The sequence below is a fragment of the Paenibacillus hebaui genome (assembly GCF_051934385.1).
Taxonomy (GTDB): domain Bacteria; phylum Bacillota; class Bacilli; order Paenibacillales; family Paenibacillaceae; genus Paenibacillus.
This window is the reverse complement of record NZ_CP196836.1, coordinates 6146214-6171373: the sequence shown is the minus strand read 5'-3', so window position 1 is coordinate 6171373 and position 25160 is coordinate 6146214. Positions and strand designations below refer to the sequence as shown.

Sequence of the window (25160 nt, the reverse complement as noted above, 5' to 3'; positions counted from 1 at the left end):
TGGCATGGAGAATATTTCACTCAGCAAACGAATCCGTACATTCGCCAAACCCTACCGGATCAGCTTGATTACGATGCTGTTTTGCGAGCTGATCATGGTGGTGGTGGATCTGATTGGACCGCTTATTTTTGCCATTTTGATCGACGAAGTGTTCTATCACCGTAATCTTCATTTCTTCGGCTATGTTATTTTGACTTATATTGCTTTGTATGTAGGTGTAAGGGCTCTGAGTTGGATCATTAAATCCATCTGGATTTATTTGAATGTTAAATTTCTGTTTGATATTCGAAAAAGTTTATTTGATCGCATTCTTCATTTTAAAGCGTCTTATTTTCAAAAAGCCCAGACCGGTGATCTGGTCACACGTCTAACAAGAGACACGGATTCCGTCATGCAGTTAATAGAGTTAATCATTTTCCAGATGGCTGCTCCGTTCACGAAATTGCTGGTTTCGTTTGTTTTTTTATTTTACCTAAATCCTTATATCGCCTTAGCCATGATGGTGCTGGTTCCGGTTTCGGTTTGGGTATCACAGTATTTTAATCGCAAGATGACCAAGCAGCAGACGATTTTACGTGGCAAATACGGCCATTTTGTCAGCTGGATGCTGGAGATGCTTCAAGGCATGAGAGACATTCGTTTGTTGGGGAGTGGGAGACGGGTCACTACACTGTTCACGGGACAGAGCGCAGACGTGATTCGACTAGACAATCAGACGGAAGTCATGAAATGGATGTCGACCCGCTCTAATGCATTTATTTTTTTGCTATCGGATCTGTGTATCTACGCCATTGCTGGTGTGCTTATTGTTCAGGGACAGCTTACGGCAGGAGCCTTTGTTGCCATTATGTCGTATCTGACCAAGAATAATCAATCGATGATGATGATATACGAGGCGGTTGTGAATCTGCCTAAGCTGACGGTACAGTCACGCAAAGTTTTTGAACTTTTGGATGAAGAGACGGAAAGAAGCGGTGGTCACTCGGAAGTTGATATGGAGGATGGGGAGACGTCATTCGAACAAGTGCGGTTTCGGTATGAGGAACAGGGTCCATATGTACTGGACGGTCTCACCTTGGAGATCGGTGCCCATGAATCCGTTGCTCTTGTAGGAAAGAGTGGCTCGGGCAAAACAACGATTGTGAACATGTTGCTCGGTTTCTATACCCCGGAAGAAGGGCAGATTCGGATTGGCGGGAGGCATATGGATGACTATTCTCTGTCTCGACTGCGTAAGAGAGTAGGGATCGTGCAGCAGGAAGCCATTCTGTTCAATGAAACCATTCGTTACAACCTGATGCTTGGCAGCGCTCGTGCGGAGGATGATCAATTGCTGGAGGCATGTGATCAGGCCTTTATTGGAGACTTTATCCGTTCTCTTCCTCAGGGTCTGGACACCGTTATTGGCGCAGGGGGAATGGAGTTCTCCGGCGGACAAAAGCAGCGTCTGTCTATTGCGCGAATTTTTCTGAAGCAACCAAAATTGATTATATTCGACGAAGCCACTTCCGCTTTGGACTATGAAGCTGAACAAGCGGTCCAGCATTCCTGGCAGCAATTGAGCAAGGATCGGGCTTCGATTGTCATCGCTCACCGCTTATCCTCCATCCTGAATGCGGATCGGGTTGCTGTTGTGCACCAGGGACGCATTGTGGCTACAGGCACGCATGGATATCTGCTGGAGAATAGTGAGCACTACCGTGAGTTATTTGCAGAAGATTTTATCCGGAAGGAGGGACTGATGTCGTGACCAAGACACCGTCAACCTCCCGGTATGCACTGTTTAAGCAGATTAAGCCGTTTATCAAAAATGCGAACCGTCAAATCTTTATTCTAGGTACACTAAAATTGGCCTTGACTGCTATTGCGCTCATGATCCCTTATCTGTACAAGCTGCTCATTGATCATGTCATGGTTGGACGGGAGCTTGGAATGTTGCCTTATATCCTTGCCGGATATCTGGGCTTATTTGCGTTGGAGACAACCGCTCTGGGGCTACAAACCCTGTTCAGTAACCGGTTATTAGGTCGGACCAAGCTGGATTTACAGCTGAATATGTGGAAAAGATTAGTGCGCATGAAGCCGACTTTATATGAGCGCTATAGTGCGGGAGATCTGAAGAATAGGCTGGACGGAGACGTCACACTGGTCAAAGACTTTATCTTTTTGCATTTGATTGATTATACGTTCAAATGGATCAGCGTAGGGGCGTATGCGGTTATTCTGTTGTCGCTGAATTGGAAGATGGCTTTGCTGGGTTTTATCATGCTTCCTATTTCCTTTGTCATCAGTTCCCGATTGGGCAAAAAAGCCAAAGTGCTGGTCTCTGAATTCCGCCAGACTACCGGAGAATATGAGACATGGATATCGAACAGCTTCAGACACTGGAAGGAAATCAAGGCACTGAATATGCAGCGCAAAGAATCCATCAAGTTTGTGGGATATTGGAAGCGATTCGGCAAAATCAAGTTTCGGCATCTGGCGTACACCTATGCCAATGAGCTGTATTACACCTTCCAGGATGACTTTATTAATAAGATGAATCTTTATTTTATCGGTGGGTTGCTGATATTTCAGGGGGAATTAACGATCGGGGGACTGCTTGTCTTTCTGACATACTATCAACAGATGATTAACAACATTAATGAGATTAATGCCTCCAATGTTCAACTCCATGATGTGACACCCTCCATTGAACGGATTGTTGAATTGCTGGAACTTCCGGTTACACCACAGAGAAAGCTCGGATTACAGCCAGAGTTCCAAGGGCACCTCGAATTCAGGAATGTCTCCTTTCGTTATCAGGAGAATCAAAGTCATGTCTTGCATGAGATTAATCTGAACATTCAGCCTGGTGATTATACGGCTATCGTAGGCAGAAGTGGTTCGGGGAAAAGCACGTTAATCAAACTTATTCTGGGGCAGAACGAAACACAGCACGGGACCATTCTCGTTGACGGACAGCCCATTGGCGACTTGGGATCAGAATACCTTTATCAACATATTGGAGTCGTTATGCAGGAGAATGCCTTGTTCAGTATGTCCATCATGGATAATCTCAGACTCGTACAGCCTCGGGCTACAGAAGAGGAGATACGAGAGGTTTGCCGCATGGCTTTGCTGGATGATTTCATTGAAGGGTTGCCCGACCAGTATAATACGGTTCTGGGTGAGTCAAGTATTAAGCTGTCTGGAGGCCAGAAGCAACGTTTGGCGCTCGCCAGGGTGCTGTTAACAAGACCCCGAATGCTTATTCTGGATGAAGCAACATCTGCACTGGATAATGACTCGGAACGGAAAATAAATGAGGTGATCCGTGGGATTGCACAATATATGACGGTGCTTGTGATCGCGCACCGTTATTCCGCTATTCAGGATGCCGAGCAAGTCATTGTGCTCGATCAGGGAGAGATCGTTGCTACGGGCACTCATCTTGAACTGGCTGGACGACATGAGGTATATGACACCCTGTTCAAGGAGCAGCGACAAGGTATCGGGTCAGCGGTCACCAGAAGTAAGTAGAACGATCCTAGGAGGTTTATGACATGACCATCTATTGTCCACTACCTTTGGAAGAACACTATAACAATAATGGCTTCAGTTATCTTGCTGCAAACCAGATTGGGAATTTCACGACCTTTGGTTCCTCGTACCCTGGTGACGAACTGCCTGATCAGGAGAATGTGCAATGGCAGGATGTTCCGTTTCGTTTCCCTCTACCCAGACAGGCGTTTAATAATATAGAACTGGATAGCCAGTGCATTCCGGTACCTTTGGATCTATATTCGACATTATACATTCTGGGTGCGGCAGATAATGGTTCATACCATGAATTCATTTATTTTGAGCGAAATGGAGAGCGGATGGGGAGAGCATCATTGGATCTGACCAACTGGACCGAGACGTCTCCGCATTATAATGAAGAAATTATGTTTCAATGTAGTGGGGTGTGTACACAAAAGGGTGCCTTACTGACATCCAAACAGCCTATTATTTGGTTTCAGAAGATTACGCTGGAAGAACCCATTTCATTTGACATGATCCTATTGCCAGACAATCCATGCATGCATATCTTTGCACTAACCTTGGGGAAGGAGTGGAGTATATGAATATTCAGCCAAGAGAAGCACATACAGAAGGTGAAGATTGCTTTACCCTATGTGTAAGCAGCATTCTCAACTATAAACAAATCACGAATTTTCTGGCGGTGTGGAAGCAATGCGGGATGATGTACCATGAAGACCCGGAGAGGGGCACCCCGAAGCTTGTCCCCACTTATATGACCGTTGAAAACGAATTTCAACGTATTCATCATATTGATTTGAATATCGTTAGAAAAAATGAACGGACCGAGGTTATCCACGAGATCCTGATGTTACTTCAGCAAAAAGAAGTAGTCATTGTATGGGTTGATGTATTTTACATGCAATATAACTCACTCTATCAATTACTTCATTCGTCGCACTGTATCGTGTTGTCCGACTATGCTGATGGGCAATTTGAGTTTATTGATGATTTTTATCATTTGAAAGGCAATATGGATGAACAAACGTTAATTGAAGCTCTTGATCTAGGTCAGACGTCATTAATTCGTGAGGGCACGCGTTATCGTTATGCTACATTAGATGTCGGGAATGCCGTCCAACAGGTGAAAGAGAGAGAGTTCTACGATATGCTTCATCAAAATCATGAAATAATGGCTGGAAAATCCGGGAAACTGATCAAACAGGGTGAGTGGTATGAATTGGTTAATCCGCATGTAGGCCTGCCTGCAATTGAACGGTATATAGACTCTACACGTCAGCATATTCAAGACTCATCCGCGTTGACCGAAGAATATCTGGACAATATGTATGGCGACTTGGCTGGCATAAGCAATAACAGATATTTGTACGGCCATTTCCTAAGAGAAGGAATACCGTATAATCCAGATATTTACCAACTGGTGGAGACGTACGAATATGCTGCGCAACGATGGAATCTCGCCGCTAATATGACATTGAAAAGTCAGTACCTGGATATGGATCGTCGTCACCAAATGTTGAACCGGGTGCTGGGTAAAATTGGAGAAGTTATAGGTATAGAACAAGAGGCTCATGACATGGTAAAGATTCTTGTTGCGAGTTAGGGTGTCAGGAACCTTACGAAAATTATAAAAAGGCCCGTCAAGCGAACATCGCTTAACGGGCCTTTTTTGTGACTTGCTTCATATTAAGCAGCAGCTTTTTTACGTGCTTGCATCCTCAGATACACCTGAGAGAAAATAACAGATGCAAGTGCCACCACAGTCATACCCCAGAAAATATTACTGTAAGCCGAGGACAGTGGCAACTGCTGCATGGCTGTTAGGGCGACACCAGTAACGGCAACGCTGAAGGCGCCGCTGAAGAACTGACTTAACTGGAACAATCCCATGCCAGCACCCACCTGATCCATCGTCAGGTTATTGGACAACTCATTGGATACACTTGTTGTTAGTGCAGAGAAGCCTACACTGAGCAAGACATACACGGCCATAATGGCGTAGATGCTGTTGTCTGCGAACAGAGCGAACAATCCGGCGGCAGCGAGCAGCAGCCATGGTGCGAACTTGAGCAACTGTGTATTACCCTGTCGGTCAATCATTCGGCCGATCCGGTTGGACAGCAGCATAGACACGACTGCACCTGGAAAGATGACAAGTCCGGACTGGGCAGGTGTCAAGGCGTACAGATGCGCGAGAATTTGCGGCAGCAGGAACAGCGTTGAAAAGTTGTTGATATACGATACAATCCCCAGCGAGCTGAGCATCATATATTTTTTGTTTTTGAACAAGGCAGGCTGCACAAATGGATCAGCCGCACGACGAATTCGGACCCAGAACAGAAGCAGAGCTGCGATACCGACAAGAATGGTAATCCATTCCCGTGAGGTCAGGAATAACAGAACGCCGGTTGTACCGATTGCGAGAAGCAGTGCACCGAGCAAGTCGAACGAACCCTTTTTCGGCTTTTCACTGGGAAGCAATTTGAAAAATACAGGAATCAGAAACAGGGTCAACCCTGTAACGATAAACAGGTCATGCCATCCGAGGAATTGCGTAATACTTCCGCCGATGACAGGGCCAAGTCCAAGACCGAGCGAACTGGCGGACATAATGACGGCCATCGATTTACCCCGGCGATCACTCGGAATGTACCGGGTAATGAGCACAATGGCGAGTCCCGGAACCGAAGCCGCACCCGCTGCCTGGATCAGACGTGCAATGAGCAAAATGATAAAGTGGTCACTAAAGAACCCGAGAACGGATGCTGCACCAAGTAAGGTAAGCCCGGTCGTGAACAGTGTGTGAATCGGCACAAAATCCGATAGACGTGAGAACGTAATCGAGGAAATGGCAAATACAATGGAATACCCTGTAACAATCCAGGAAGAAGCGACGGATGTAAGCATAAATTCGGCTGCAATTTTGGGCAGGGCCAGATTAAACATCATTGTATTCATTACAACGAGTACAACGGTGAAGCCAAGCAAGCTAACAATAAGTCCTTCCTGTATTCCGGTCCGTTCCCCTGATGATGCGGTTGCGGTGTTGTTCATAAAAACCTCCTGGAGTGATGTGTATTTCGCAACATTTCAGAAACGGTGTGTAGCATTTTCAAAATGCGATATGATGTGAAGCCCGTGCCTGACAGCAGGGGTTACATGAACGAAATGTTTGAAGTTCGATTGGTGTCGAACATTAGAAATATATCATGGATCTGTGTTAAAATACAATGCATAGTCTGAAAAAAGGAGACTACAGTATGAAAATTTTACATCATCCGCAAGTAGCAGATATTGAACTTTCCTCCGTACTGTATGCGCTGAGTGACCCGACCCGCCTTGGGATCGTTGCGGAAGCAGCCAGAAGTGGGGAGCAGCCGTGCAGTCATTTTCATGCACCGGTTGTAAAGTCAACGATGTCGCACCACATTCGGACCCTGCGGGAAGCCGGAGTTATTCGGGTAAGAGTGCAGGGCACACAGCATTTTCTCACCCTGCGGTCCGATGATCTGGAAACACGCTTTCCCGGACTCCTGCAACCATTATTGCAGGCCGCAGCTCAGACGAGCACAGATCTTTCCTAAAAGTTGTCCTTTCTTCAGGTCGAAGAGGGGACATTTTTATTTTCTAATACTGCTGCGACATTCTGTGTCGTACCATGCCCTATATAATAACGGTGAACACACAAACCATATCGAAAAGAGGTTCACAACCGTTGGCAAAAACCAAAAGAGGACGCGTCCTGTGGAGTCTTCCTTCCAGGGGCCGGGGAACATGCCCGGTGTGCAGCAGTACCCGAATTAAATTGTTGTATATGCAAACGAAAACAGATGGTACGAGTCTGAAAGTATGCAAGAAATGCTTCAAAGCTGTGCAATCCAGAGTGGATATGGCACATGTCTGACATCACAGGCCTGTTCTTCGGAACGGGCTATGTCTTTGATATAATGGAATGAGTTAGGATTGGATGAGATCGGGGGCGGGAAGATGAGCAATATGCATCGGATTCACTGGTTTGACGAACAGATTCGGGGTGGGCGTTTTCCGAACAGCAGCTGGCTTGCTCGTGAATTTGAGATCTCCCGTCGTCAGGCTCAACGTGATATTGAATATATGGCAAGCTCCCTGCGTGCCCCCTTGGTATATATGGCGAAATATCGGGGCTATTGTTATGAGGATCAGACCTTCCGATTGCCCCATTTATATATGACGGAAGAAGAGCAGCGTGTGTTGAAATATTTGGCGCATCGTTATCGACATTATGATTATGATCAATCGGACGCGGTGAAACGTGTAGCGCATTTGCTGGAGCGTTTCACGTTGGAAGAACAACAGATGGGAAGTAGTGAGCTTCCAGTGTTTGCGGCACAACCGAAGCAGCTGCAATTCTTTGAATTGTTGTCCCATGCTATAACCGACTTGCGTAGAGTACATATTCATTACAGGGATTATGATGGAGAACGGCAGTTTTCCTTTTGTCCGTTGAGGATGATATCCCAGTTCAACGCCGATTATGTGGTTGGCTATGAAGCAGATCCTGTGCAGCAAACGGCGATTCGGCTGGAAGGCATTGTTCATGTATTGGTCTCGGATGAGAGGATCGAGTGCAGGTCTGACGCATTGCTCGGTGGATGGGAAGAACCATTGCCTGTGTGGAAACCGTTCGTAGCTGAGATTCGTTTGAAGGAAGTGCAGCAAATGGAACTGTGGCAAGGGTATCGTATTCGGGCTAGGCATGATCAGACCTATTCGATTGAATTTTATGACACAGATGCTTTTCTCCAGCATTTGTTTATTAGCGAGTGGGAAGAACTTTTATCGCCAGGTTGGCTCAAGAGCAAGCTTCAGCAAAATGCAGAAGGATTAATCGACAGGCTTGGAACAGTAGAATGAGTCTGTAGACAGGCAACAAACGAGCAGATGCAGAGCAAGCTACTGTTTCTCGTAAATACATCAGGAAACCACCATGGAGAGGAGATTTTTCTTGGCCGAAGTTGTGTTAAATAACCTCATCATGAAGCGGGAGTCCAAATCGTATGTGGATAGCCTGCATGCCATACTAACCCATACGGGCCAGTTTCAAGGTTCCAAGGATGTACTTGCCGGATATACAGGCATGGCGTTCAAGCTGGCGGTGCATCAACGATTACTTCCCATGTCGGTTACAGCGTACGGACAGTGGGGAGAAGCGCATCGCCCAGGGATTGATAACCTGGGGGTATTCACAATCTGGGACGGGGGACGTACACGCCATTCCACGTTTAGTTATTACCAGCAGGATGCAGTGAATTGGGTGAGACGGAGCCTTGATGAAGGCATCGGTGTGATCTACTGGATTCCTGAGTTCGGCGTCATTCATGGATATGATGACAGTGATCGCATCTTTTATGTGCAAGACGGGTGGAGCAAGGAACCTCAGATTTTGTTGTATGACAATTTTGGACTGAACTTCACGGGGTTCTGGTATTGTCAGATTTTTGGGGAGCAGGTCCATATCTCTGAAGTGGAGAGGGTATTGGAATCCTTGCGACTGGCGATTGAGGATTGGGATATCCCATATCGCCTGTTGCCTGATCGCAATATTGCTTCTGGCCGACTGGCCTATGATGTGTGGGTGAGTGCTCTCCAAAGTGGGGATTACGATGAAGCGGGTGCGGCTTATATTTTGGAATCCTATTGCCAGTCCCGCACTGAAATTCGGATGTATTTGCAGGATGTGCGAGGAATATGGAACGAACTGGACCAAGCCTACGCATGTTATGAACAGCTTGGGACGTTGATGCTACAGATGAGAGGATGTATGGTCCAAGAGCAGGAAAGATGGATGTTACGGCCAGATGCAACAGAGGAGCTGACACAGACGCTTATAAAGGCAAAGGCACTGGAAGAACAGGCCATCCATTATTTTCGCTTGATATCTCTGAAGTATGCTGATCGTAAACGTTCTACTGTACCACGATGGGGAGCACATTCAGCACGATAGAATGAGGGAGAAAGGGAGTGACGGATGATGGCAGCCAAAGTAGTATTGCAGGACTTGATTCGCTTCCCTCAAGCTCCAAATTCTGCTGATGCACACATATCAAGGAGCGGTGTGGGCTCGTATACAGATGCGATGTACCGCATTTTATTGCACACACAGTGGATGGATTTCCCGCGCCACATGATTGCAGGTATGACGGCAAGTGTCTTTCGATTGGTGGTGGATCGGCGTCTGACCGCAGAATCAATCTCGGCATACAACTGGATGGCAGAGAACTTTGTGGCGGCAGATTTTCTTGGCGTAACAACTGGACAACATGGTGGATTTTCATTTGAACCGACCTTTCCGCTCTACCAGAAGCAGGCCGTGCTGGACATCAAGGCGTCCATTGACCGGGGCGTAGGTGCGATTCTCTGGCACGACCAATTTGTCATTGCTGCCGGATATGATGATGAGGAGCAGGTGCTGTTTATTGGTGAAAGTGAAGGACATGAAGTCATTCGTCTGCCCTATGATTCATTTGGCAGGAACAGTACGCCGTACTGGTACTATCAGGTGCTTGAATCCCATGAATCCGTAGATCTATGGGAAGTCTGCAAGGAATCATTAATTCAGGCCGTATACAAATGGGAAACCCATGACTACATGCTGCCGCCCCAGGATTATGCCTGTGGAGCGGCTGCGTATACGGCCATTGCCGCTGCATTGCAGTCAGGAACGTATGAAACGGATCAAATGGCGACGGTACTGCGCTATTATGCGAAATCAAGATTGGATATTGCCTCTTATGTCGCAGGACTTGAGCATCTGTCCATTCAGATGGATCAAGTCATAGATGAGTATGAACTGCTCGCAAACCTGTATACAATGATCGTTGAGGTAATAGATGACCCCATCTCTTGGGATTCGAGAGAACCGGAATGTGTGCAAAGCATGATCGAGCTTATCCGGAAGGCAGGGACTACGGAACAACGTGCCATTGATGCCATTAAACATGCATTTCCCGAGACGATTGGCAATCGCTTTGATGACGTCGGTTTAAGATGAATGGAGCATGCAGTTTCTCTGATGTGGCACCCCGGCCCGAAGCGTCTCTTATGTTGCAGGACTTGAGCATTTTGTCCATTCAAATAGATCAAGTCCCAGTTCGATTAGCTCACTCTGAACGTGGCGGGGTAACCATTCTGACTACATTCTCAAACTCCACCTGCCAGTCGCCCTTGATGATGCTGCCGATGTAACCATCGGGTCGAATCAGTACTAGCGTGTCACCGCTGATGCCATAGATATCGGTCAGTTTTTTAGTGGTATCGTTGATAACATTCTGTTCGGCTTCATTACCGGTACTGACGATGTAGCGATGCAATTCGGCACCACTGGTTGGCCAGAGCAACTCTGGGAGAATATTAGCAGCATTGGCTCCAAAGGCAAGCAATGTGAATTGCGGTCCACGGAGGATGTCAAATAGTCGTCTTACCCCGCCTGGGCCGATGCATGGAGCATCAGGTGCTCGATCTCCGACCTGAAGTGACTTGGTCGCTGATGCATTCTGAGAACTAAGTGGTCCACCATGATACGATAGTGCGAGCTGTCGTTCTTCGTCACCGCGTTTGAGGCTGGCGAGACGTTTATTATCGAGCTTGGCGTACAACTCGTTGGATTTCCCAAGAACGCGTGCGGCAATAGGTTGACGTTCAGCTTCGTAGCTGTCAAGCAGGCGATCAGGTGCACCAGCAATGACCTGACCTATCTTCCAGCCGAGGTTGTAAGCGTCTTGTACACCAGTATTCAGTCCTTGCGCACCGGCTGGGGTATGGACGTGGGCCGCATCGCCTGCAAGGAAGACACGACCTGACCGATAATGCTCCGCAAGTCGTACGTTGGGCCGGAATACGGAACTCCAGGTAATGTCGTAGAGCCGTAAACCGGTAAGCTTGTAGAACTGAGCGGCCAGTACAGCCTCATTCAGGTCTGGATTCTCGTCTGCTCCCAACCTGATCATGACCTGGAACTGGTCGGAGTGTGGCAACGGGCACGCTCCGACAAATTTACCTTTTGTGCGTGGCCACATATGCCAACGGTTGTGGGATAACCCATCGATGGTGCCGTCAATGATATGCATACGGTCCGATTCGTTGGTCTCTCCGACAAACCGAATACCTGCACCTTTACGAACGGTGCTGGAACCGCCGTCTGCCCCCACCAGATATCTGCTGCGAATCTTCTCCCCTGAAGAGAGCATCACCGTCACCCCATCTGCATCCTGTTCAAAAGAATCCACCGCGTTGTTAAATTCAATATTCTGTCCCTGACGTTCGAGCAGGCGGTGTAGGATGGCATCCGTGCGGTGTTGAGCCAGCAGAAGAATATTCGGATAAGGTACATCCGGTGTATGCTTATTACGCTGCTGCATGCGCCACGGCACAGTGACCGGTCCTAGATGAATACCTGCGAGCGGGTAAGAACTTCCCTCCGCATGAGCTTCACTCAGCACGCCGAGGTCCTCCAAAACCTCCTGGGTTCGTGGCTGTACTCCCTTGGCTCGGGAGCCCTTAAAGGCATGGGGAGCCTTGTCGACCAGTCGGACACGAAGGCCGCGGCGCAAGAGATCTGCTGCCAATGTAGATCCGGTTGGACCAGCGCCTGCAACAAGTACGTCGATATCGTAATCTTCCCTCGATGGATTCACACTCGGTTGTTCCTTCTCTTGAGATGGATTGGATCGTATATCTGTCATTTGTAATGTTCCTCTCTATAATTGGATCTGAAAAAAATTTCTGTTTCTCATCAATAACGGACTACGAAGATTACAACTTATTGTTTCTAAGAAACAATAAGTTTCGTCGCAACAATAATAGTTTAAATTCTAATCTTTTGTCAATATTGTTTCCTAGGAAACTTTAATTGTGAACCTGTCCTTGCTATACTGGGATGAAGTTCATTAGTGTTGGAGGAAAAAGGATGATCAAACCATCAGATAATCACAATAAAGAGCACTTGATCAATGAAGTACTGGAAGCCGTGAAAGATATACAGATTAAATTCCAAACGGAAGACGATGAAGAGAAAGAATGGCTGCTCCAGAACAGCCCTGGTCCGGATGTTCAAGAGTTAATCGAAGAGATGACGGTTACCATGCTGCATGTGCTGGATGCCATTGGAACACTTGAGCCTGTAAATGGCATAACCATTTCGAAGCAATTCGGCTTTTCCAAAGGCACGGTTTCCAAAATCACCAAAAGGCTGGTGCAAAAAAATATCATCCTGCCTGAATACCTGCCGGATAATAAAAAAGAAGTTTTGTTTCGCATGACAGAACTGGGGAAAGACATCTATGGTTTGCATCAGGCCATGCATCAACAAATTGATCTTGGCGCGAATCGTTTTTTGCAGCGATATAGCGAAGATGAATTGCAGTTCTTAGTCCATGCTCTCCGTGACACCGCGCAGGCCTCCTGGTTCCATTCGGAAACAGATGGTTCATCTAGTGAGGGGATGTCGTATCCCGAAGAAGATCCAGACGGCAATAAGGCTACGGGGGCTTTAACCGTTAACGAGGAAATGAATGAAATTATGGGGATGCTTCATAAACTGAATTCTCGTGACCTGAAGAAGGCCAAGGCGGTTCTTGAGGATGTTTTCTTTACGGATTATGAGAATTAGCGTACGTAAGCTGTTGAGTATGCTCATAGCTCATATTTATCTCGGCATGTTACGTTGTTTTTGGAAAAGAAATAAACGCTATAAAACCGGACAGGCCGTGGCCTATCCGGTTAATTTGTATGTGAACGTAGATGCAGATCAGGTCATGTGAACCAAGCCAGTTATAACTTTTATAAGAGACGGATTGTCAAACTAAGTGCGACAGTTCCTCTGTGAAAGATTCGTGAGCGGTTCTCCAACCCAAGCATTTTCGTGGTCTGTGATTCATTAGATCGAGTGAATGGGCGAGATCTTCATCCTCCACTTGAGCGAGATCGGTACCTTTAGGGAAAAACTCTCGAAGCAACCCGTTTGCATTCTCGTTGGAACCGCGTTGCCAAGACGAATACGGATCAGCAAAATAAACGTGCAGGTTGTGGGTCGTTTCCAGATTGGCATAGCATGCAAACTCCTTTCCTCGATCAGCCGTAGCTGTGAGGAAGGTCCCAGTAGGGTACTGTGATATAGCTACACCGAGCGCAATCTCCATCGACAAAGCGGTACGGTCGGGCATGAGAACAGCGGTATATAAGCGTGTTTTGCGTTCAATCAACGTCGCTACGCATCCTTTACTTTTCCCACGACCCGATACGACGGTATCCAGTTCCCAGTGTCCAAACGTTTCACGGGAACGAACCTCTTTGGGGCGATCTGAAATGGATTGACCAATAGCGAATTTACCGCGAGTTTCTGCGGGTTTCTGGCGCTTCCCCTTGTGTCGAAGAACCTGTAATACACCTCGAACCAAGCGCCCAGCGTAGATCCAGCGGTAGATGGTTTTGAAAGAGACTGCACGCCGGCCTTCGGTGCGGAAACGTTCAGTGATTTGTTCCGGAGACCACGTTGCCTCAAGTTTTTCCTCCAGTGAAGCAGCCAAGGCGTCTGACCATTTACCTGGAGAGACAGAAACCTTACGACGCTCCTCATAAGCGTTCTGAGCTTGTTCTGCCTGATAGGGATGCGATGCAACAACACGATCTAGCTCACGGCAAATCGTGGAAGGATGTCTACCCAGTTCCTTTGCAATGGCTCGTGAACTTTGGCCTTGCTTGTGGAGGATTTCTAGCTTGCTACGTTCGATTATGCTAAGATGTGAATAACTCATGGACTGATTCTCCTTGTGTGAATGCTGGTGTGGTAACTTTCATTCTACACGAATCAGGCTATGAGCCATTTTTTTATTTTCAGTAGGTGTCGCACTTCATATTACAATCCGTCAAGAAAAAAAACAAAATTTTAATTTTGGGGTAATCCAAATCCCCTCTTGTTCCGAATATTATATTAGATGGTCTTTTTTGGATGATGATATTCAAGGATAACAGGGGGCGGGAGTATGATACATAATCCGGAAACCATTCAGGAATGTATCGAACATGCACGGAAAAGACTCTACCAGATTGCTGATCAATATCCGGAACTATGGCACCCGGAGGTTATTCGCCAATCCATGGTGCTGGATGAGTTGATTAATGAGTATAACAACGCTACTCGCGGGAGAACGATCTCGAATCAACTGAAATAATGTCCTTCCTGAACAAAGAATCCCTGAAGGGATTCCGTGTGTTTGCCTTACTCTTTTACCGCCCCGAGCACAATCCCCTTCACGAAGAAACGCTGCAAGAACGGATATACGAGCAGGATCGGCAGAGCGCCAATAAAGATCTGAGCCGCGTTCACCGTGCGCTGAGACATGTTCTGAAGCTGCGTTGCATCCACGTTCATATTAGAGAAATCCTGCTGGACGATAATGGTCTGCATTAACGTGGCGAGTGGATATTTGGAAGCATCATTCATATAGATCAACCCATCGAACCAGGAATTCCACTGACCTACCATGGTGAATAAAGAGATCGTGGCAATGGCCGGCATGGATACAGGCAGATAGATTTTGAACAGAGTCGTGATATGGTTGGCTCCATCAATAAATGAGGCTTCTTCCAGCTCTTTCGGAACGTTCCGGAAAAAGTTCATCATCAGAATCAAGTTCCAGACGGCCACGGCTCCCGGCAAAATCAGAGCCCACATCGAATTGATTAGTCCCAGCTTCTGGATTAAAATATAGGACGGAATTAATCCCCCGCTAAACAGCATCGTGAAGATGAAAAACCACGCATATAGCGAGCGCCCCTTGAAGTGCAGACTCTCCTTGGATAGCGGATAAGCCGTAAGAAAGACAAGTGTCATACTGAGTAGGGTACCCAGAACCGTACGTTGGACTGAAATCCAGAGCGCACTGAGGAAATTGCTGTTCCCAAATGTTTTGGTATAGGCGTCCACCGTAAAATCAATCGGCCAGAGTGTCACCAAATTGGCAGATGCTGCCGCTTTACCACTGAAGGATACCGCCAGAATATGGACCAGCGGCAGAATGCACAGGATCGAGACGGCCGCGATGAATATCAGGTTGAAGCCATTGAATATACGGTACCCGGTTGTTTTGTGATACACCTTGATTCCTCCTTAGCATTTTGCATAATTCGATTCGAATCGCTCGCGTGTACAAGAGTTGGACAGGAAGAAGCATCCTGATCCAACCAGCGTATAGACGAACTGAACCATTTCGATCTATATCTTGCTGATTGAAAGTCGCTGTCTGGATATATGCAAAATGCCCCTTAAAAAATACGGTAATTGGCGATTTTGTACGCCATCCGGTACGCAGAGATGACAAGGAACATCGCGACAAATGATTTGAATAGTCCAACGGCGGTCGCAAAGCTCATTTTGCCATTCAGAATCCCCATCCGGTAGACAAAGGTATCGATAATATCGCCTTTCTCATATACCAGCGGATTGTACAGGTTGAAGATCTGGTCAAAGCCTGCATTCAGGATATTGCCCAGCGATAACGTACCTACCACGATAATCATCGGCACGAGTGCAGGCAGGGTAATGTGCAATGTCTGTCTAAGTCGTGTTGCCCCATCGACCTCCGAAGCCTCATACAGTGCCGGGTTAATGCCCGCAAGTGCTGCCAGAAATACAATCGTTCCAAATCCAAACTCCTTCCACACATCACTGACAACCACCGTGACACGGAACCAGTCGCCATCCCCCAGAAAGAAGATCGGTTCAACACCTGCCGCTGCTAACACCTGGTTTACCAGACCGCCTTCCGGTGACAACATGTCGAGCAGAATGCCGCCCAGGACAACCCAAGACAGGAAATGGGGCAGATATACCAAGGTCTGTGAGAAACGTTTGAACGTGGAGTTCCGAACCTCATTCAGCAAAATGGCGAACACCACGGGGGCCACAAGTCCGGCCACAATCTTCATCGAAGCGATCAATACCGTGTTCCAGATGACCTGAACGCTGTCGGGATATTCGAACATGAACCGGAAGTTGTCCCAGCCCACCCATTTGGAGCCAGTAAACCCCAACCACGGTTTGAAGTCCTGAAAAGCAATAATAATGCCGCCCATGGGCACATAGGCGAACAGCAATGTGAGCAGTACAGCAGGCAGCAGCATCAGATGCAGCGGCCATGTGCGTTTGAAATTCCAGCGGGTACGTTTGCGTGGATGAGGCTCCATTTTTCGCACTGGCGTATTGGTCGTTAACGGTTGTTCCATAGCCATCAGGGTCCCTCCTTTATCTCGTCCAGCCCCGGCATAATGAGGCGAGTATGCCTCTGCACAGAGTGGAGCAACTGAATTATAGCAACGGAGAAGGGCGGACTATAGAACAACATTTCAATGCGGATGTTGAAATATTAACTTATTGATGGAAACAGCAAAAAGGAGCATTCGACTGTAAAGTCTAATGCCCCTGTTCGCAGGTTAACTTCGGTCACCTGCCACCTGCCGCCGATGTCCTTTATGCTGAACGTCCCTGTATCATTTCACAATGGAGCCATCATACTGCGAATCAACGGTAAGAACCGCTGACTTCACCTCGTTCACAAGACGTTCCCGTTCTTCATACAGAGGTGCTTCAGCTTCCTCAAAACCAAACTGATCGCCTGAACGCTGCCTTGTGTCAACGTTAATCCCTGAAGCTGCAATTCAAACAAGAATGAAGCATCGAAACCCATGCCATCCTGATCCTGGTAACAATACAAGCTGGAGATATCGTCTTCTTCAATGTGCAAAATGCCTTGTTCTGTCAGTTGCATCACAGGGCCCCCTCACGAAATGTTGATTCACTCCCAGTATAAGGGGACTTCAAGTCACAGGAAAGCCGGCGAACATAAAATCATATAGAAATGTAAGGGTTTTCAACATAAAATAGGACTTCGGTGTAGAAGGACTTCAAATTCAGGGACAGGGTGAAACGATGAAATTCACAGTATTTGCGAAGACGGTCATTCTCTTAATCTGCCTGCTGGTACCCATTCTGCTGCTCTATACATACGCGAACCAGGCAAATGTGGATATGGTCGTTGAAGAGAAACAGCAGTCGAGTCTGAACCAGTTCAATTATTTCAGTTCCCAGGTGGATAAAAATATCGAGCAGCTCTCGCTGTATGGCCTGACATTGCTGCGAGATCCCAGTATCCTGCACTACCGGTACATGACGGACTCAACCAGCCAATATGAGAAAAACAGCATCTATCTGGATATCCTCGACAAGTTATCATTGTACCAGTCCACCAGCCGCTGGAAGAACGATATTACCATTGTGCTGCCGCAGGCGGAACTTGTGTTATCCACCATGTCCAGCCGGACGGTTTACGATGAGAAGATGTTGACCTTTCCGCAACCTGGCCAATGGCAGCTGGAGCAGGGGAGTTTCACCTACTTTTTCACGGATAACTACGAGTGGAATGAAAAACCGGTGAACACAGGCGTGCGAACGGTGATGGAGATTAATTTTGACCCGATGAACATGGTTGCCATGCTGGATGATTTCAAAGAGACGCAGGGAGGAGATCCTTTCTTGCTCGTACCGGGCAATGAGCCGTTGCTGAACCGTACTGCGGACCCCGAACTGGTCGAAGCGATCATGCGGGATATCCCCTTTAACGGACCGGAGAGGGAAGGTAATCATCAGCTGGAGGTGGGCGACAAGCAATATCTGGTCAGTTACGTGCACTCCAAACAACTGCAAGCAGTATACGTGAACCCGGTGGTATTGGATGATCTGCTGAACCCAATGGACAAGAGCCGGAATATGTTTATTACATCCATTCTGTTACTGCTCGTGCTGAGTATCGGGGCTGCACTGCTCTTGTATAGAAAAGTTCAGGTGCCAATCCATCGCTTGATGAGAGGGCTGCAGCAGATTCGCAAAGGGCAGCTGTCCACACGAATTCCAGTCGATCATTCCCGTGATGAATTTGCGTACCTGACCCAGAGCTTCAACCATATGGCGGAGCAGATTCAGGAACTGATCGAGAAGGTATACGAGGAACGTATCCGCTCACGGGAAGCAACACTGAAGCATCTGCAATCACAGATCAATCCGCATTTCTTGTACAACTGCCTGTTTTATATCAAAAATATGACCCAGCTCGGCAACCGTGAAGCGGTTATTGCCATGTCGCTAAGCCTGGGTGACTACTATCGCTATATTACGCGAGGCGAGAATGACATGACGACAGTAGAAGAAGAGATCCGGCTGCTGAATCATTATCTGTCCATTCAACAGATGCGGACCAACCGGCTGACCTACGAGATTGCCGTACCGCAGCAACTGATGCAGCTCCACATTCCGCGGCTGCTCATTCAGCCAATCGTAGAGAATGCAGTGATCCATGGCATTGAGCCGATGGAGGGCAGTGGGCATGTCATCGTAACGGGTATGGCGGTACCCGAACATATTGAGGGTCGGACATATACAAGATATAGCCTGTTTGTTGACAATGACGGTGTCACGCTGACAGCGGAAGAGATTGCGGAATTGGAACGGGAGATCAATGAACCGATGGGTGAGGAGATTGGAACAGGCACATGGAATGTGCACCAGCGTCTCATTACGCGATATGGTCTGTCATCCGGTCTTCATTTTGGGGCGATTCCCTGCGGTGGACTTAGTGTAGAAATTCGATGGTTTGAGGAGGAACAACCGTATGATGAATCTGATGGTGGTAGATGATGAACATTCAGCAGTAGAATCAATTGCTGTCTCCATACCGTGGAGAGAACACGGAATTGGTCAGGTATTCAAAGCCTATTCGGTCAAAGAGGCCCTGGAACGTATGGCAGCATATCCAATTCATATTATTATCACGGATATCCGCATGCCGGGTCTGTCTGGTCTGGATCTGGTCAGTCATATCCGGCAAAAGTGGGAACAGACGAAATGTATTATTTTATCGGGGCATGCTTCCTTCGATTATGCGAAGCAGGCGCTCAAACATGGGACAGTCAGTTATCTGCTCAAACCGGTCCGGGATGAAGAACTGATCGAATCTGTACAGCAGGCCGCAGTACAGATTCGCCTGGAGGGTGAGAAACAATTGCTGCATCAGCGGGCCATGTATTCGGTAAGGGAACATCTGCCGGAGAGGCGGGCGGAGTTGATGAAGGATGTACTGTTAGGGCATAAATTTGCGGATGCCGAACTTGTAGGCAAGTTGGAGCAACTGGAGATTGGGTTCCGTCCACAGGATAAAATGCAGCTGCTCCTCATTCGATATGATGACCATCAACCTACACATAAAGCATTTCGACTGATGAAGTACGCCATCTCGAATGTGGTGGAGGAGATCTACGGCAGTACCTATCATCTCTGTCATACAGATGACGCCTACGATGATCTGGTTTTCATGGCTAGTCCAAAACAAACTCAAGCCGAACCTGAAATGCTAATGGGACGACTCGGAGAACGATTGCTTCACAGTGTGAGGCAGTATCTGAATGCGACCATTTCTCTGTCCGTTAGTCGCATGGGACGTTTTCCAGATCAGGTGCCCCAGCTATATCATCAAGCCGTGAGTGCGCTTCGCAAGCAAGCAGAGGCAGGCAATGGATTGCATCTGAATGCGGCAGCAGGCTCCAATGGGGCCACCTTGAAGTCACTTGCAGCGCTGTATGAACCGCCTGGTCTGACGACGTTACTGGAAGCCGGGCGCATGGAGGATGCACACCGTAAGATTGATCAGATCTTTGCCGAACTATCGAACAGTGTGTTCCCAGAGCATGTGTATGTGGCTTTTCATTATTTGGCGGCGGCATTCTCGTATATGGCTCATCGGGAAGGCAGACAGTTAGCTGAAGTGCTTGGTGAGCAGTATCAGCAGTTGCTCAAGGACGGCTATGGCATCTCACTGCGCAGTCTGGAAACGTGGACTCGATGTGTGATGCAGCAGTGGGCTGAGAGCGTGAGGGATGCGGGACAGGATGCCGGATCAACCCTCATCAGACAGGTGCAGCAATGGATCGACCATCATCTGGGCGAGGATCTATCGTTGCAGGTCATTGCCGGAGAGGTGCATCTGCACCCGGTATATCTGTCGAAAATGTACAAACAATCCACAGGTGAAGGCATTAGTGATTATATTATCCGTTCCAGAATGGAACGTGCAGTTCATTTGCTCAAGCATACGGCGATGAAGATCTATGAAGTCGGTCAGGAAGTGGGGTACAATAACACGCCTTATTTTATTCAGGTGTTCCGCAAACATTATGGACTGACCCCGCAGGATTTTCGGAACGGTTAACAAATCAATATGAACATTGAAATTGTGATATATGTTTGCCTCCCCGGCTGCACTATCCTTTTCATATAAGGTGCGTGATGTAATGCAGAAGGCGCATTTGGCACTGAAGGGTATCCAAGTTACCTGAGGAGGGGTTTGTTCATGTATAGAAAAATGATGACGGCATTGCTCGCAATCACGATGGTTGCTGTAACGGCATGCAGTTCGGGAACCAAGGAAGAACCGGCCAAGGAAGCGGCTGCACCACTTGCACTGCAAGACGGGAAGTATGAACCGGCGGTACAGATGAGCTATTTGCGGGCTTGGAATGATGATACGAAATTCAAGAACGGGGAAACGGCACAGAACAATGTGCATACGAAATGGGCCAAGGAACGACTTGGCATTGATCTGACCACACCGTGGGCTGTATCGGTAACTAATGATGCATTTTACACGAAATTGCGCTTGTCTCTGTCCGCTAACGAGGAACTGCCGGATATCGTCTCCATTCGGGGAGACTACAATCTGGTCCGGGAATTAATTGAGTCCGGCAAATTTGCCAATGCAGGCGAGTTGTTTGACCAATATGCTTCGGACACATGGAAACAGGCATCTGAATCGGCACCGGAGGAATGGTATCCGTACATGTATGAGGGAGAGCGTTACGGCATTCCGATCTTCGATTATGCGTACAATGGTGATTCGGTCATGTTTATCCGTGAAGACTGGCTGAAGAAGCTGGGACTGGAAGAACCTAAAACTATGGATGAGCTGGTTACGGTCATGGATGCTTTTACGAATCAAGACCCGGATGGGAACGGTAAGAAAGATACGTATGGTCTGACCGTGGGCATGAAGAATGCGCTCAATACCTGGATGACAGAATCGGGCTGGATCTTCGGCATGTACAACACAATGCCTGGACAGTGGAATGATACCGGAGACGGAACGCTGCAATATGGCTCCATCCAGCCAGGTGTGAAGGAAGGCCTTGCGACGATGAAAGATTGGTTGTCCAAAGGCTACCTGCCCAAAGAAGCGGGTGTCTATGACGAGATCAAGGCAGCAGAACTGTTCACCGCAGGCAAAGCTGGCATTATCGTGGGGCCACACTGGATGCCAAACTGGCCGATTGATGATGTGAAGAAAAATGTGGACGGTGCCACGTACAAGGCCATTGCTTTACCTACCGGGCCAACAGGCGAGAGCCACCAACATGGTTCTGGGGCAAGCAACGGGGTGGTGCTGATTAACAAGGACATGGCGAACCCGGAGATTTTCTTCACGTATCAGAATTATCTGTTCGACAACTTTGCCAACCCGGAAGTGGGCAGCGAGTTCGAACATGGCTTTGCGCAAGGATATGACTATGACATCGTGGACGGCAAAGTGGTTGGTGAAGCTGAGGTGAAGGATGGTGTATCACCACTCAAATATACGATTACGTATGATGGTGCACGGATTCCGAATCTCATGATGGATACGCTGGCGGAACTTGCGAAGGGCAAAGAGCCGGAGACCCCTTTTGAGAAAAATACGAAAATTGCCAACAAACCCGAAGTATTTGCGGCCGCTGAAGTGGTCGTTGCGAATAAAGATAACGCGATTAAGAACAAGTTCACGGGGGCACCGACCGAGACGATGAAAATGAAGAAGGACGCGATCGACAAGCTGGAGAAGGATACGTTTAGCAAGATCATCTATGGTCAAGTGGGCATTGAGGAATTTGATACGTTTGTGACGAAGTGGAAGTCCATGGGCGGGGATGATATTACAGCCGAAGTGAACGAATGGTATAAGACGGTCAATTAATAAACAAAAGCAGGTTAGAACTGATTTATTATCAGTCTACCCTGCTTTTTTAGTAGACATTTTTATTACAAAAAACAACAAGGATAAGAAAAATAGAGCCTTTGAAGTCGTAACCAATAATCGGATTCCTTCACCCGAATCCTTTATACCGAACAAAATATCTATTAAGGACACTGAACCTGAAATGACGAGTACCATCAGTGCAAGTAAGCACATGATCGACTATGACTCGCAGCGGACAAAAGTAACGTTCTTTCCTAAAATCACATTATCCACCTTCCATCCGGCATTTAACCAGGATAGTGCCTGTGTATGATTCATGGAATTATTCACCCACCATTGTTCGCGATTATACGCTGTAGGGGGTAACTTAAATCCGAGAATCTCCTCAAGCTCTGAGTATGTAAGGGTGATTGAAACCTGATTCAAATAGTTTTCCAAAGGGAAGTATTTACTGTAACTCATTGATTCACACCTCCTGAAAAGGAATAAAATTATTATACAACGTGGGAATGATGATGGCGAGAGAACATCGTAGAGGGAAGAAAACCTTCGTGAAAACACCGGATTTGGGCGGGGAAACGCCTGATTCCGGTGTTTTCTGTTTATATACAGGATACATAGATATGAAAGATAGCCGTAGATCTCTTTTACTGGTGAACAACCGTGCATAAGCCTTATTGTTCCGGGTGTACTTGAGAGAGTAAAATAATAGGTAATATACGAATGTCAATACGTATTTATACCATAGATGCCTCGGATTGATCCGGGAATCATAGAGGTTCAAGTGTGGTTGTTGAACATTAGATGTATGGGAAGGCAGGAAATCAGATGAGTACACTGTATGATCAGGCCATAGAAGAGATGATTACGGCGATCCATGGATGGTTTGATGAACAGGAAAAGCGGGATGACTTGGAAAGTGTTGTGAAGCGAACCAAGCTGCAAATGGGCATCTTCAATGATATTGTGCTGGATTACAGACCTGGACGGACCACGGTAGACAGTGTGGATCTTGGTTTGGATGACGGTTTGAATTCAAAGAAGGCAGGACCCTTTACCGAGGAACAGATACGTAACGAGATCGGGCCTAAGCTTGTAGAGGTTGTTCAGGGGAGAGTGGACAAGCTGGCTGACACACCGTTGATTGACTATCAATTTACTTTCCGCGGGAAATTCCCTACAACCGAAGGGAAGCTGCAACTGACATTGCTTGAATCTATCCATGAAGAGAAGAGGCAGCAGCTCCTTGAGCGTATTCATACCTATATAGACAAGAAGCTGGAACATGGTACATATCCAACGAAGCCACTGGAATCCTTCTTTTTGACGCATCATCTGCTTGATCCAAAGCTGTTCCCTGAGTTGGATGTAGCCTGGACTATAGCTCAATATGATCGGATTCAGGAGTTGAACAAAGGGCGGCAGGAGGCACTTGCGGAACATCGAGGTGATATCATCCATGCCTTGACGGCATGGGCAGAGGAGCAATTTTTGCCACAATATTATGATGTGCAGCCTTCCGCATACAGTGCGAATGAGTACATCCTCAAACCAGGTGCAGCACTGGAGCAAGGCGAGCCTCAGAACGGGAACGGGAACCAGGAGCAGTTGTCCCAGCCTATCGATCTGTTATTGTATGCAGCTGTCATGATCCTCCGCTTCGAGCCCAGTTATGGTAAACCGAGAGGACTTACTTTCATGGAACTGGCCAAACAATTGGGCAGTAGCCGTGCGGTACGCATGATGACGGAAGGTAGCGGAACCTATGCCAAGGAAGATATTCATGTGAAAAATGAGCTGGTGGAGTGCACAGCCAACGATGTGTTCTCCATCATGACAATCATCATCCGTAAGGAAGAAGCATCTGCCTATGAACAGGCTCTTACTTTTATTATTCGATTACTGAAGCAGGGTTTCCCGAAAAGCTACAAGATTAAGCTCAAATCCAGCGTGAAGCAGTATTTGCCTGTAAAAGGGCTTGCCAAGTCGGATACCCACCGATTTTTTGCCAACGCACTGGAGTACCCGGAGCTGCATTCACTTCTTGAAGAGTATGCACGTGAGGCTATCGAAGAGTACGAATTTTACGCAGATACCGAGGGCGAGAAGAACGGTATGCCGGGCAGTTATGCAACCTTTGGGCTAGGGCTCGTGGATGAGCGCTATTTTCCTCTGGTTGAATATTACATGGGCAAAGTGGATGATGAGCATCAGTTGATTCAGGATAAATTTACAGCTGCCTTCGTGGAAAAACAGGGTGTAACGGCGAGTGCTGTACCTGCGTTAGTGGCTTGCTTGCGCCGTTCTACGGATGGTCTAAAGCTGAAGATCCAACCGGAGTTGGAAAGTGATGAGAAGCTTGAACTTCTGACGAAACAAATTCAAGGACTCGAAAGCTATGAGGTGGAGCGTGTGTTGTATCCTATTTTTGGCAAGGTCGAGAAACTTGCAACACTGGCACGCAAGGCTGAGGGAAGACGGAAGGAATGGCTGCTCACGTTGTTGCAGGCCGCAGGGAAATAGGAGCAGGGTAGTGAGGGATTCAAC

The 25160-nt window shown here is 47.4% G+C and carries 22 protein-coding genes; 15 read left to right on the top strand and 7 right to left on the bottom strand.

The window, feature by feature from the left end; all coding sequences use genetic code 11:
* Nucleotides 1-4: 4 nt before the first annotated feature.
* Genes ACR32F_RS28085 through ACR32F_RS28070 form a run of 4 tightly spaced genes read left to right on the top strand, consistent with a single transcriptional unit; the run spans nucleotide 5 to nucleotide 5128 of the window.
* Nucleotides 5-1750, top strand: a complete 1746-nt coding sequence (locus tag ACR32F_RS28085) for an ABC transporter ATP-binding protein (RefSeq protein ID WP_440112916.1) — start codon at nucleotides 5-7, stop codon at nucleotides 1748-1750.
* Nucleotides 1747-3522 (top strand): ABC transporter ATP-binding protein, encoded by a 1776-nt coding sequence (locus tag ACR32F_RS28080; protein WP_440112913.1) that lies wholly within the window; start codon nucleotides 1747-1749, stop codon nucleotides 3520-3522. The genes ACR32F_RS28085 and ACR32F_RS28080 overlap by 4 nt, the downstream gene beginning before the upstream one ends.
* Nucleotides 3523-3545: 23 nt before the next feature.
* Nucleotides 3546-4109 (top strand): hypothetical protein, encoded by a 564-nt coding sequence (locus tag ACR32F_RS28075; RefSeq protein ID WP_440112910.1) that lies wholly within the window; start codon nucleotides 3546-3548, stop codon nucleotides 4107-4109.
* A complete protein-coding gene (locus tag ACR32F_RS28070; protein ID WP_440112908.1) occupies nucleotides 4106-5128 on the top strand; it encodes a BtrH N-terminal domain-containing protein in 1023 nt (340 codons plus the stop codon). The genes ACR32F_RS28075 and ACR32F_RS28070 overlap by 4 nt, the downstream gene beginning before the upstream one ends.
* An 83-nt stretch (nucleotides 5129-5211) precedes the next feature.
* Here ACR32F_RS28070 and ACR32F_RS28065 read toward each other — a convergent pair whose 3' ends face one another.
* A complete protein-coding gene (locus tag ACR32F_RS28065) occupies nucleotides 5212-6579 on the bottom strand; it encodes an MFS transporter (RefSeq protein WP_440112905.1) in 1368 nt (455 codons plus the stop codon).
* 206 nt (nucleotides 6580-6785) lie between these two features.
* Here ACR32F_RS28065 and ACR32F_RS28060 point away from each other — a divergent pair, with 206 nt between their 5' ends.
* The 5 genes from ACR32F_RS28060 to ACR32F_RS28040 all read left to right on the top strand — a co-directional run bounded on the left by ACR32F_RS28060 (nucleotide 6786) and on the right by ACR32F_RS28040 (nucleotide 10555).
* The gene (locus ACR32F_RS28060; protein ID WP_440112903.1) at nucleotides 6786-7109 is read left to right on the top strand and encodes an ArsR/SmtB family transcription factor; all 324 of its coding nucleotides are present in this window, start codon (nucleotides 6786-6788) and stop codon (nucleotides 7107-7109) included.
* A gap of 131 nt (nucleotides 7110-7240) precedes the next feature.
* Nucleotides 7241-7429, top strand: a complete 189-nt coding sequence (locus ACR32F_RS28055; protein ID WP_440112900.1) for a hypothetical protein — start codon at nucleotides 7241-7243, stop codon at nucleotides 7427-7429.
* 83 nt (nucleotides 7430-7512) lie between these two features.
* Nucleotides 7513-8418 (top strand): helix-turn-helix transcriptional regulator, encoded by a 906-nt coding sequence (locus ACR32F_RS28050; protein WP_440112897.1) that lies wholly within the window; start codon nucleotides 7513-7515, stop codon nucleotides 8416-8418.
* A gap of 91 nt (nucleotides 8419-8509) precedes the next feature.
* The gene (locus ACR32F_RS28045) at nucleotides 8510-9508 is read left to right on the top strand and encodes a hypothetical protein (RefSeq protein WP_440112894.1); all 999 of its coding nucleotides are present in this window, start codon (nucleotides 8510-8512) and stop codon (nucleotides 9506-9508) included.
* Between the two features lie 24 nt (nucleotides 9509-9532).
* A complete protein-coding gene (locus ACR32F_RS28040; protein ID WP_440112891.1) occupies nucleotides 9533-10555 on the top strand; it encodes a hypothetical protein in 1023 nt (340 codons plus the stop codon).
* A 109-nt stretch (nucleotides 10556-10664) separates the two neighbouring features.
* Here the strand turns inward: ACR32F_RS28040 and ACR32F_RS28035 are convergent, their stop codons facing one another.
* On the bottom strand, nucleotides 10665-12245 hold the full coding sequence (locus ACR32F_RS28035; protein ID WP_440112888.1) for an FAD-dependent monooxygenase: 1581 nt from the start codon (nucleotides 12243-12245) through the stop codon (nucleotides 10665-10667).
* A 224-nt stretch (nucleotides 12246-12469) separates the two neighbouring features.
* Here ACR32F_RS28035 and ACR32F_RS28030 point away from each other — a divergent pair, with 224 nt between their 5' ends.
* Nucleotides 12470-13171 carry a MarR family transcriptional regulator gene (locus ACR32F_RS28030; RefSeq protein ID WP_440112885.1) on the top strand — a complete coding sequence of 234 codons (702 nt, stop codon included), beginning with the start codon at nucleotides 12470-12472 and terminating at the stop codon, nucleotides 13169-13171.
* A 187-nt stretch (nucleotides 13172-13358) separates the two neighbouring features.
* On the opposite strand, the gene ACR32F_RS28025 is transcribed toward ACR32F_RS28030, so the two are convergent.
* Nucleotides 13359-14315 carry an IS30 family transposase gene (locus ACR32F_RS28025; RefSeq protein WP_440108877.1) on the bottom strand — a complete coding sequence of 319 codons (957 nt, stop codon included), beginning with the start codon at nucleotides 14313-14315 and terminating at the stop codon, nucleotides 13359-13361.
* Nucleotides 14316-14543: 228 nt separating this feature from the next.
* Here ACR32F_RS28025 and ACR32F_RS28020 point away from each other — a divergent pair, with 228 nt between their 5' ends.
* Nucleotides 14544-14732 (top strand): Spo0E family sporulation regulatory protein-aspartic acid phosphatase, encoded by a 189-nt coding sequence (locus tag ACR32F_RS28020; RefSeq protein WP_440112882.1) that lies wholly within the window; start codon nucleotides 14544-14546, stop codon nucleotides 14730-14732.
* 47 nt (nucleotides 14733-14779) lie between these two features.
* On the opposite strand, the gene ACR32F_RS28015 is transcribed toward ACR32F_RS28020, so the two are convergent.
* The 3 genes from ACR32F_RS28015 to ACR32F_RS28005 all read right to left on the bottom strand — a co-directional run bounded on the left by ACR32F_RS28015 (nucleotide 14780) and on the right by ACR32F_RS28005 (nucleotide 17327).
* Nucleotides 14780-15658 (bottom strand): carbohydrate ABC transporter permease, encoded by an 879-nt coding sequence (locus ACR32F_RS28015; protein ID WP_440112879.1) that lies wholly within the window; start codon nucleotides 15656-15658, stop codon nucleotides 14780-14782.
* A 167-nt stretch (nucleotides 15659-15825) separates the two neighbouring features.
* Nucleotides 15826-16746, bottom strand: a complete 921-nt coding sequence (locus ACR32F_RS28010) for an ABC transporter permease (RefSeq protein ID WP_440120039.1) — start codon at nucleotides 16744-16746, stop codon at nucleotides 15826-15828.
* Nucleotides 16747-17111: 365 nt separating this feature from the next.
* Complete coding sequence (locus ACR32F_RS28005; RefSeq protein ID WP_440112876.1) at nucleotides 17112-17327, bottom strand: hypothetical protein; 216 nt, start codon at nucleotides 17325-17327, stop codon at nucleotides 17112-17114.
* A gap of 161 nt (nucleotides 17328-17488) precedes the next feature.
* On the opposite strand from ACR32F_RS28005, the gene ACR32F_RS28000 reads away from it, so the two are divergent.
* From ACR32F_RS28000 to ACR32F_RS27990, 3 genes are all read left to right on the top strand, one after another.
* The gene (locus ACR32F_RS28000) at nucleotides 17489-19249 is read left to right on the top strand and encodes a sensor histidine kinase (RefSeq protein ID WP_440112873.1); all 1761 of its coding nucleotides are present in this window, start codon (nucleotides 17489-17491) and stop codon (nucleotides 19247-19249) included.
* Complete coding sequence (locus ACR32F_RS27995; protein WP_440112870.1) at nucleotides 19224-20816, top strand: response regulator transcription factor; 1593 nt, start codon at nucleotides 19224-19226, stop codon at nucleotides 20814-20816. Before ACR32F_RS28000 ends, ACR32F_RS27995 begins: the two co-directional genes overlap by 26 nt.
* 141 nt (nucleotides 20817-20957) lie before the next feature.
* Nucleotides 20958-22610, top strand: a complete 1653-nt coding sequence (locus tag ACR32F_RS27990; RefSeq protein WP_440112867.1) for an extracellular solute-binding protein — start codon at nucleotides 20958-20960, stop codon at nucleotides 22608-22610.
* A 222-nt stretch (nucleotides 22611-22832) separates the two neighbouring features.
* Here the strand turns inward: ACR32F_RS27990 and ACR32F_RS27985 are convergent, their stop codons facing one another.
* Nucleotides 22833-23075, bottom strand: a complete 243-nt coding sequence (locus ACR32F_RS27985; protein WP_440112864.1) for a DUF7662 domain-containing protein — start codon at nucleotides 23073-23075, stop codon at nucleotides 22833-22835.
* Between the two features lie 366 nt (nucleotides 23076-23441).
* Here ACR32F_RS27985 and ACR32F_RS27980 point away from each other — a divergent pair, with 366 nt between their 5' ends.
* On the top strand, nucleotides 23442-25136 hold the full coding sequence (locus ACR32F_RS27980) for a DUF6138 family protein (protein ID WP_440112861.1): 1695 nt from the start codon (nucleotides 23442-23444) through the stop codon (nucleotides 25134-25136).
* Nucleotides 25137-25160: the final 24 nt, after the last annotated feature.

Coding starts and splice junctions, on each gene's coding strand:
- ACR32F_RS28085 (WP_440112916.1), top strand. CDS start 5: ATGGAGAATATTTCACTCAGCAAACGAATCCGTACATTCGCCAAACCC.
- ACR32F_RS28075 (WP_440112910.1), top strand. CDS start 3,546: ATGACCATCTATTGTCCACTACCTTTGGAAGAACACTATAACAATAAT.
- ACR32F_RS28070 (WP_440112908.1), top strand. CDS start 4,106: ATGAATATTCAGCCAAGAGAAGCACATACAGAAGGTGAAGATTGCTTT.
- ACR32F_RS28065 (WP_440112905.1), bottom strand. CDS start 6,579: ATGAACAACACCGCAACCGCATCATCAGGGGAACGGACCGGAATACAG.
- ACR32F_RS28060 (WP_440112903.1), top strand. CDS start 6,786: ATGAAAATTTTACATCATCCGCAAGTAGCAGATATTGAACTTTCCTCC.
- ACR32F_RS28050 (WP_440112897.1), top strand. CDS start 7,513: ATGAGCAATATGCATCGGATTCACTGGTTTGACGAACAGATTCGGGGT.
- ACR32F_RS28040 (WP_440112891.1), top strand. CDS start 9,533: ATGATGGCAGCCAAAGTAGTATTGCAGGACTTGATTCGCTTCCCTCAA.
- ACR32F_RS28035 (WP_440112888.1), bottom strand. CDS start 12,245: ATGACAGATATACGATCCAATCCATCTCAAGAGAAGGAACAACCGAGT.
- ACR32F_RS28030 (WP_440112885.1), top strand. CDS start 12,470: ATGATCAAACCATCAGATAATCACAATAAAGAGCACTTGATCAATGAA.
- ACR32F_RS28025 (WP_440108877.1), bottom strand. CDS start 14,315: ATGAGTTATTCACATCTTAGCATAATCGAACGTAGCAAGCTAGAAATC.
- ACR32F_RS28020 (WP_440112882.1), top strand. CDS start 14,544: ATGATACATAATCCGGAAACCATTCAGGAATGTATCGAACATGCACGG.
- ACR32F_RS28010 (WP_440120039.1), bottom strand. CDS start 16,746: ATGGAGCCTCATCCACGCAAACGTACCCGCTGGAATTTCAAACGCACA.
- ACR32F_RS28005 (WP_440112876.1), bottom strand. CDS start 17,327: ATGCAACTGACAGAACAAGGCATTTTGCACATTGAAGAAGACGATATC.
- ACR32F_RS28000 (WP_440112873.1), top strand. CDS start 17,489: ATGAAATTCACAGTATTTGCGAAGACGGTCATTCTCTTAATCTGCCTG.
- ACR32F_RS27995 (WP_440112870.1), top strand. CDS start 19,224: ATGATGAATCTGATGGTGGTAGATGATGAACATTCAGCAGTAGAATCA.
- ACR32F_RS27990 (WP_440112867.1), top strand. CDS start 20,958: ATGTATAGAAAAATGATGACGGCATTGCTCGCAATCACGATGGTTGCT.
- ACR32F_RS27985 (WP_440112864.1), bottom strand. CDS start 23,075: ATGAGTTACAGTAAATACTTCCCTTTGGAAAACTATTTGAATCAGGTT.
- ACR32F_RS27980 (WP_440112861.1), top strand. CDS start 23,442: ATGAGTACACTGTATGATCAGGCCATAGAAGAGATGATTACGGCGATC.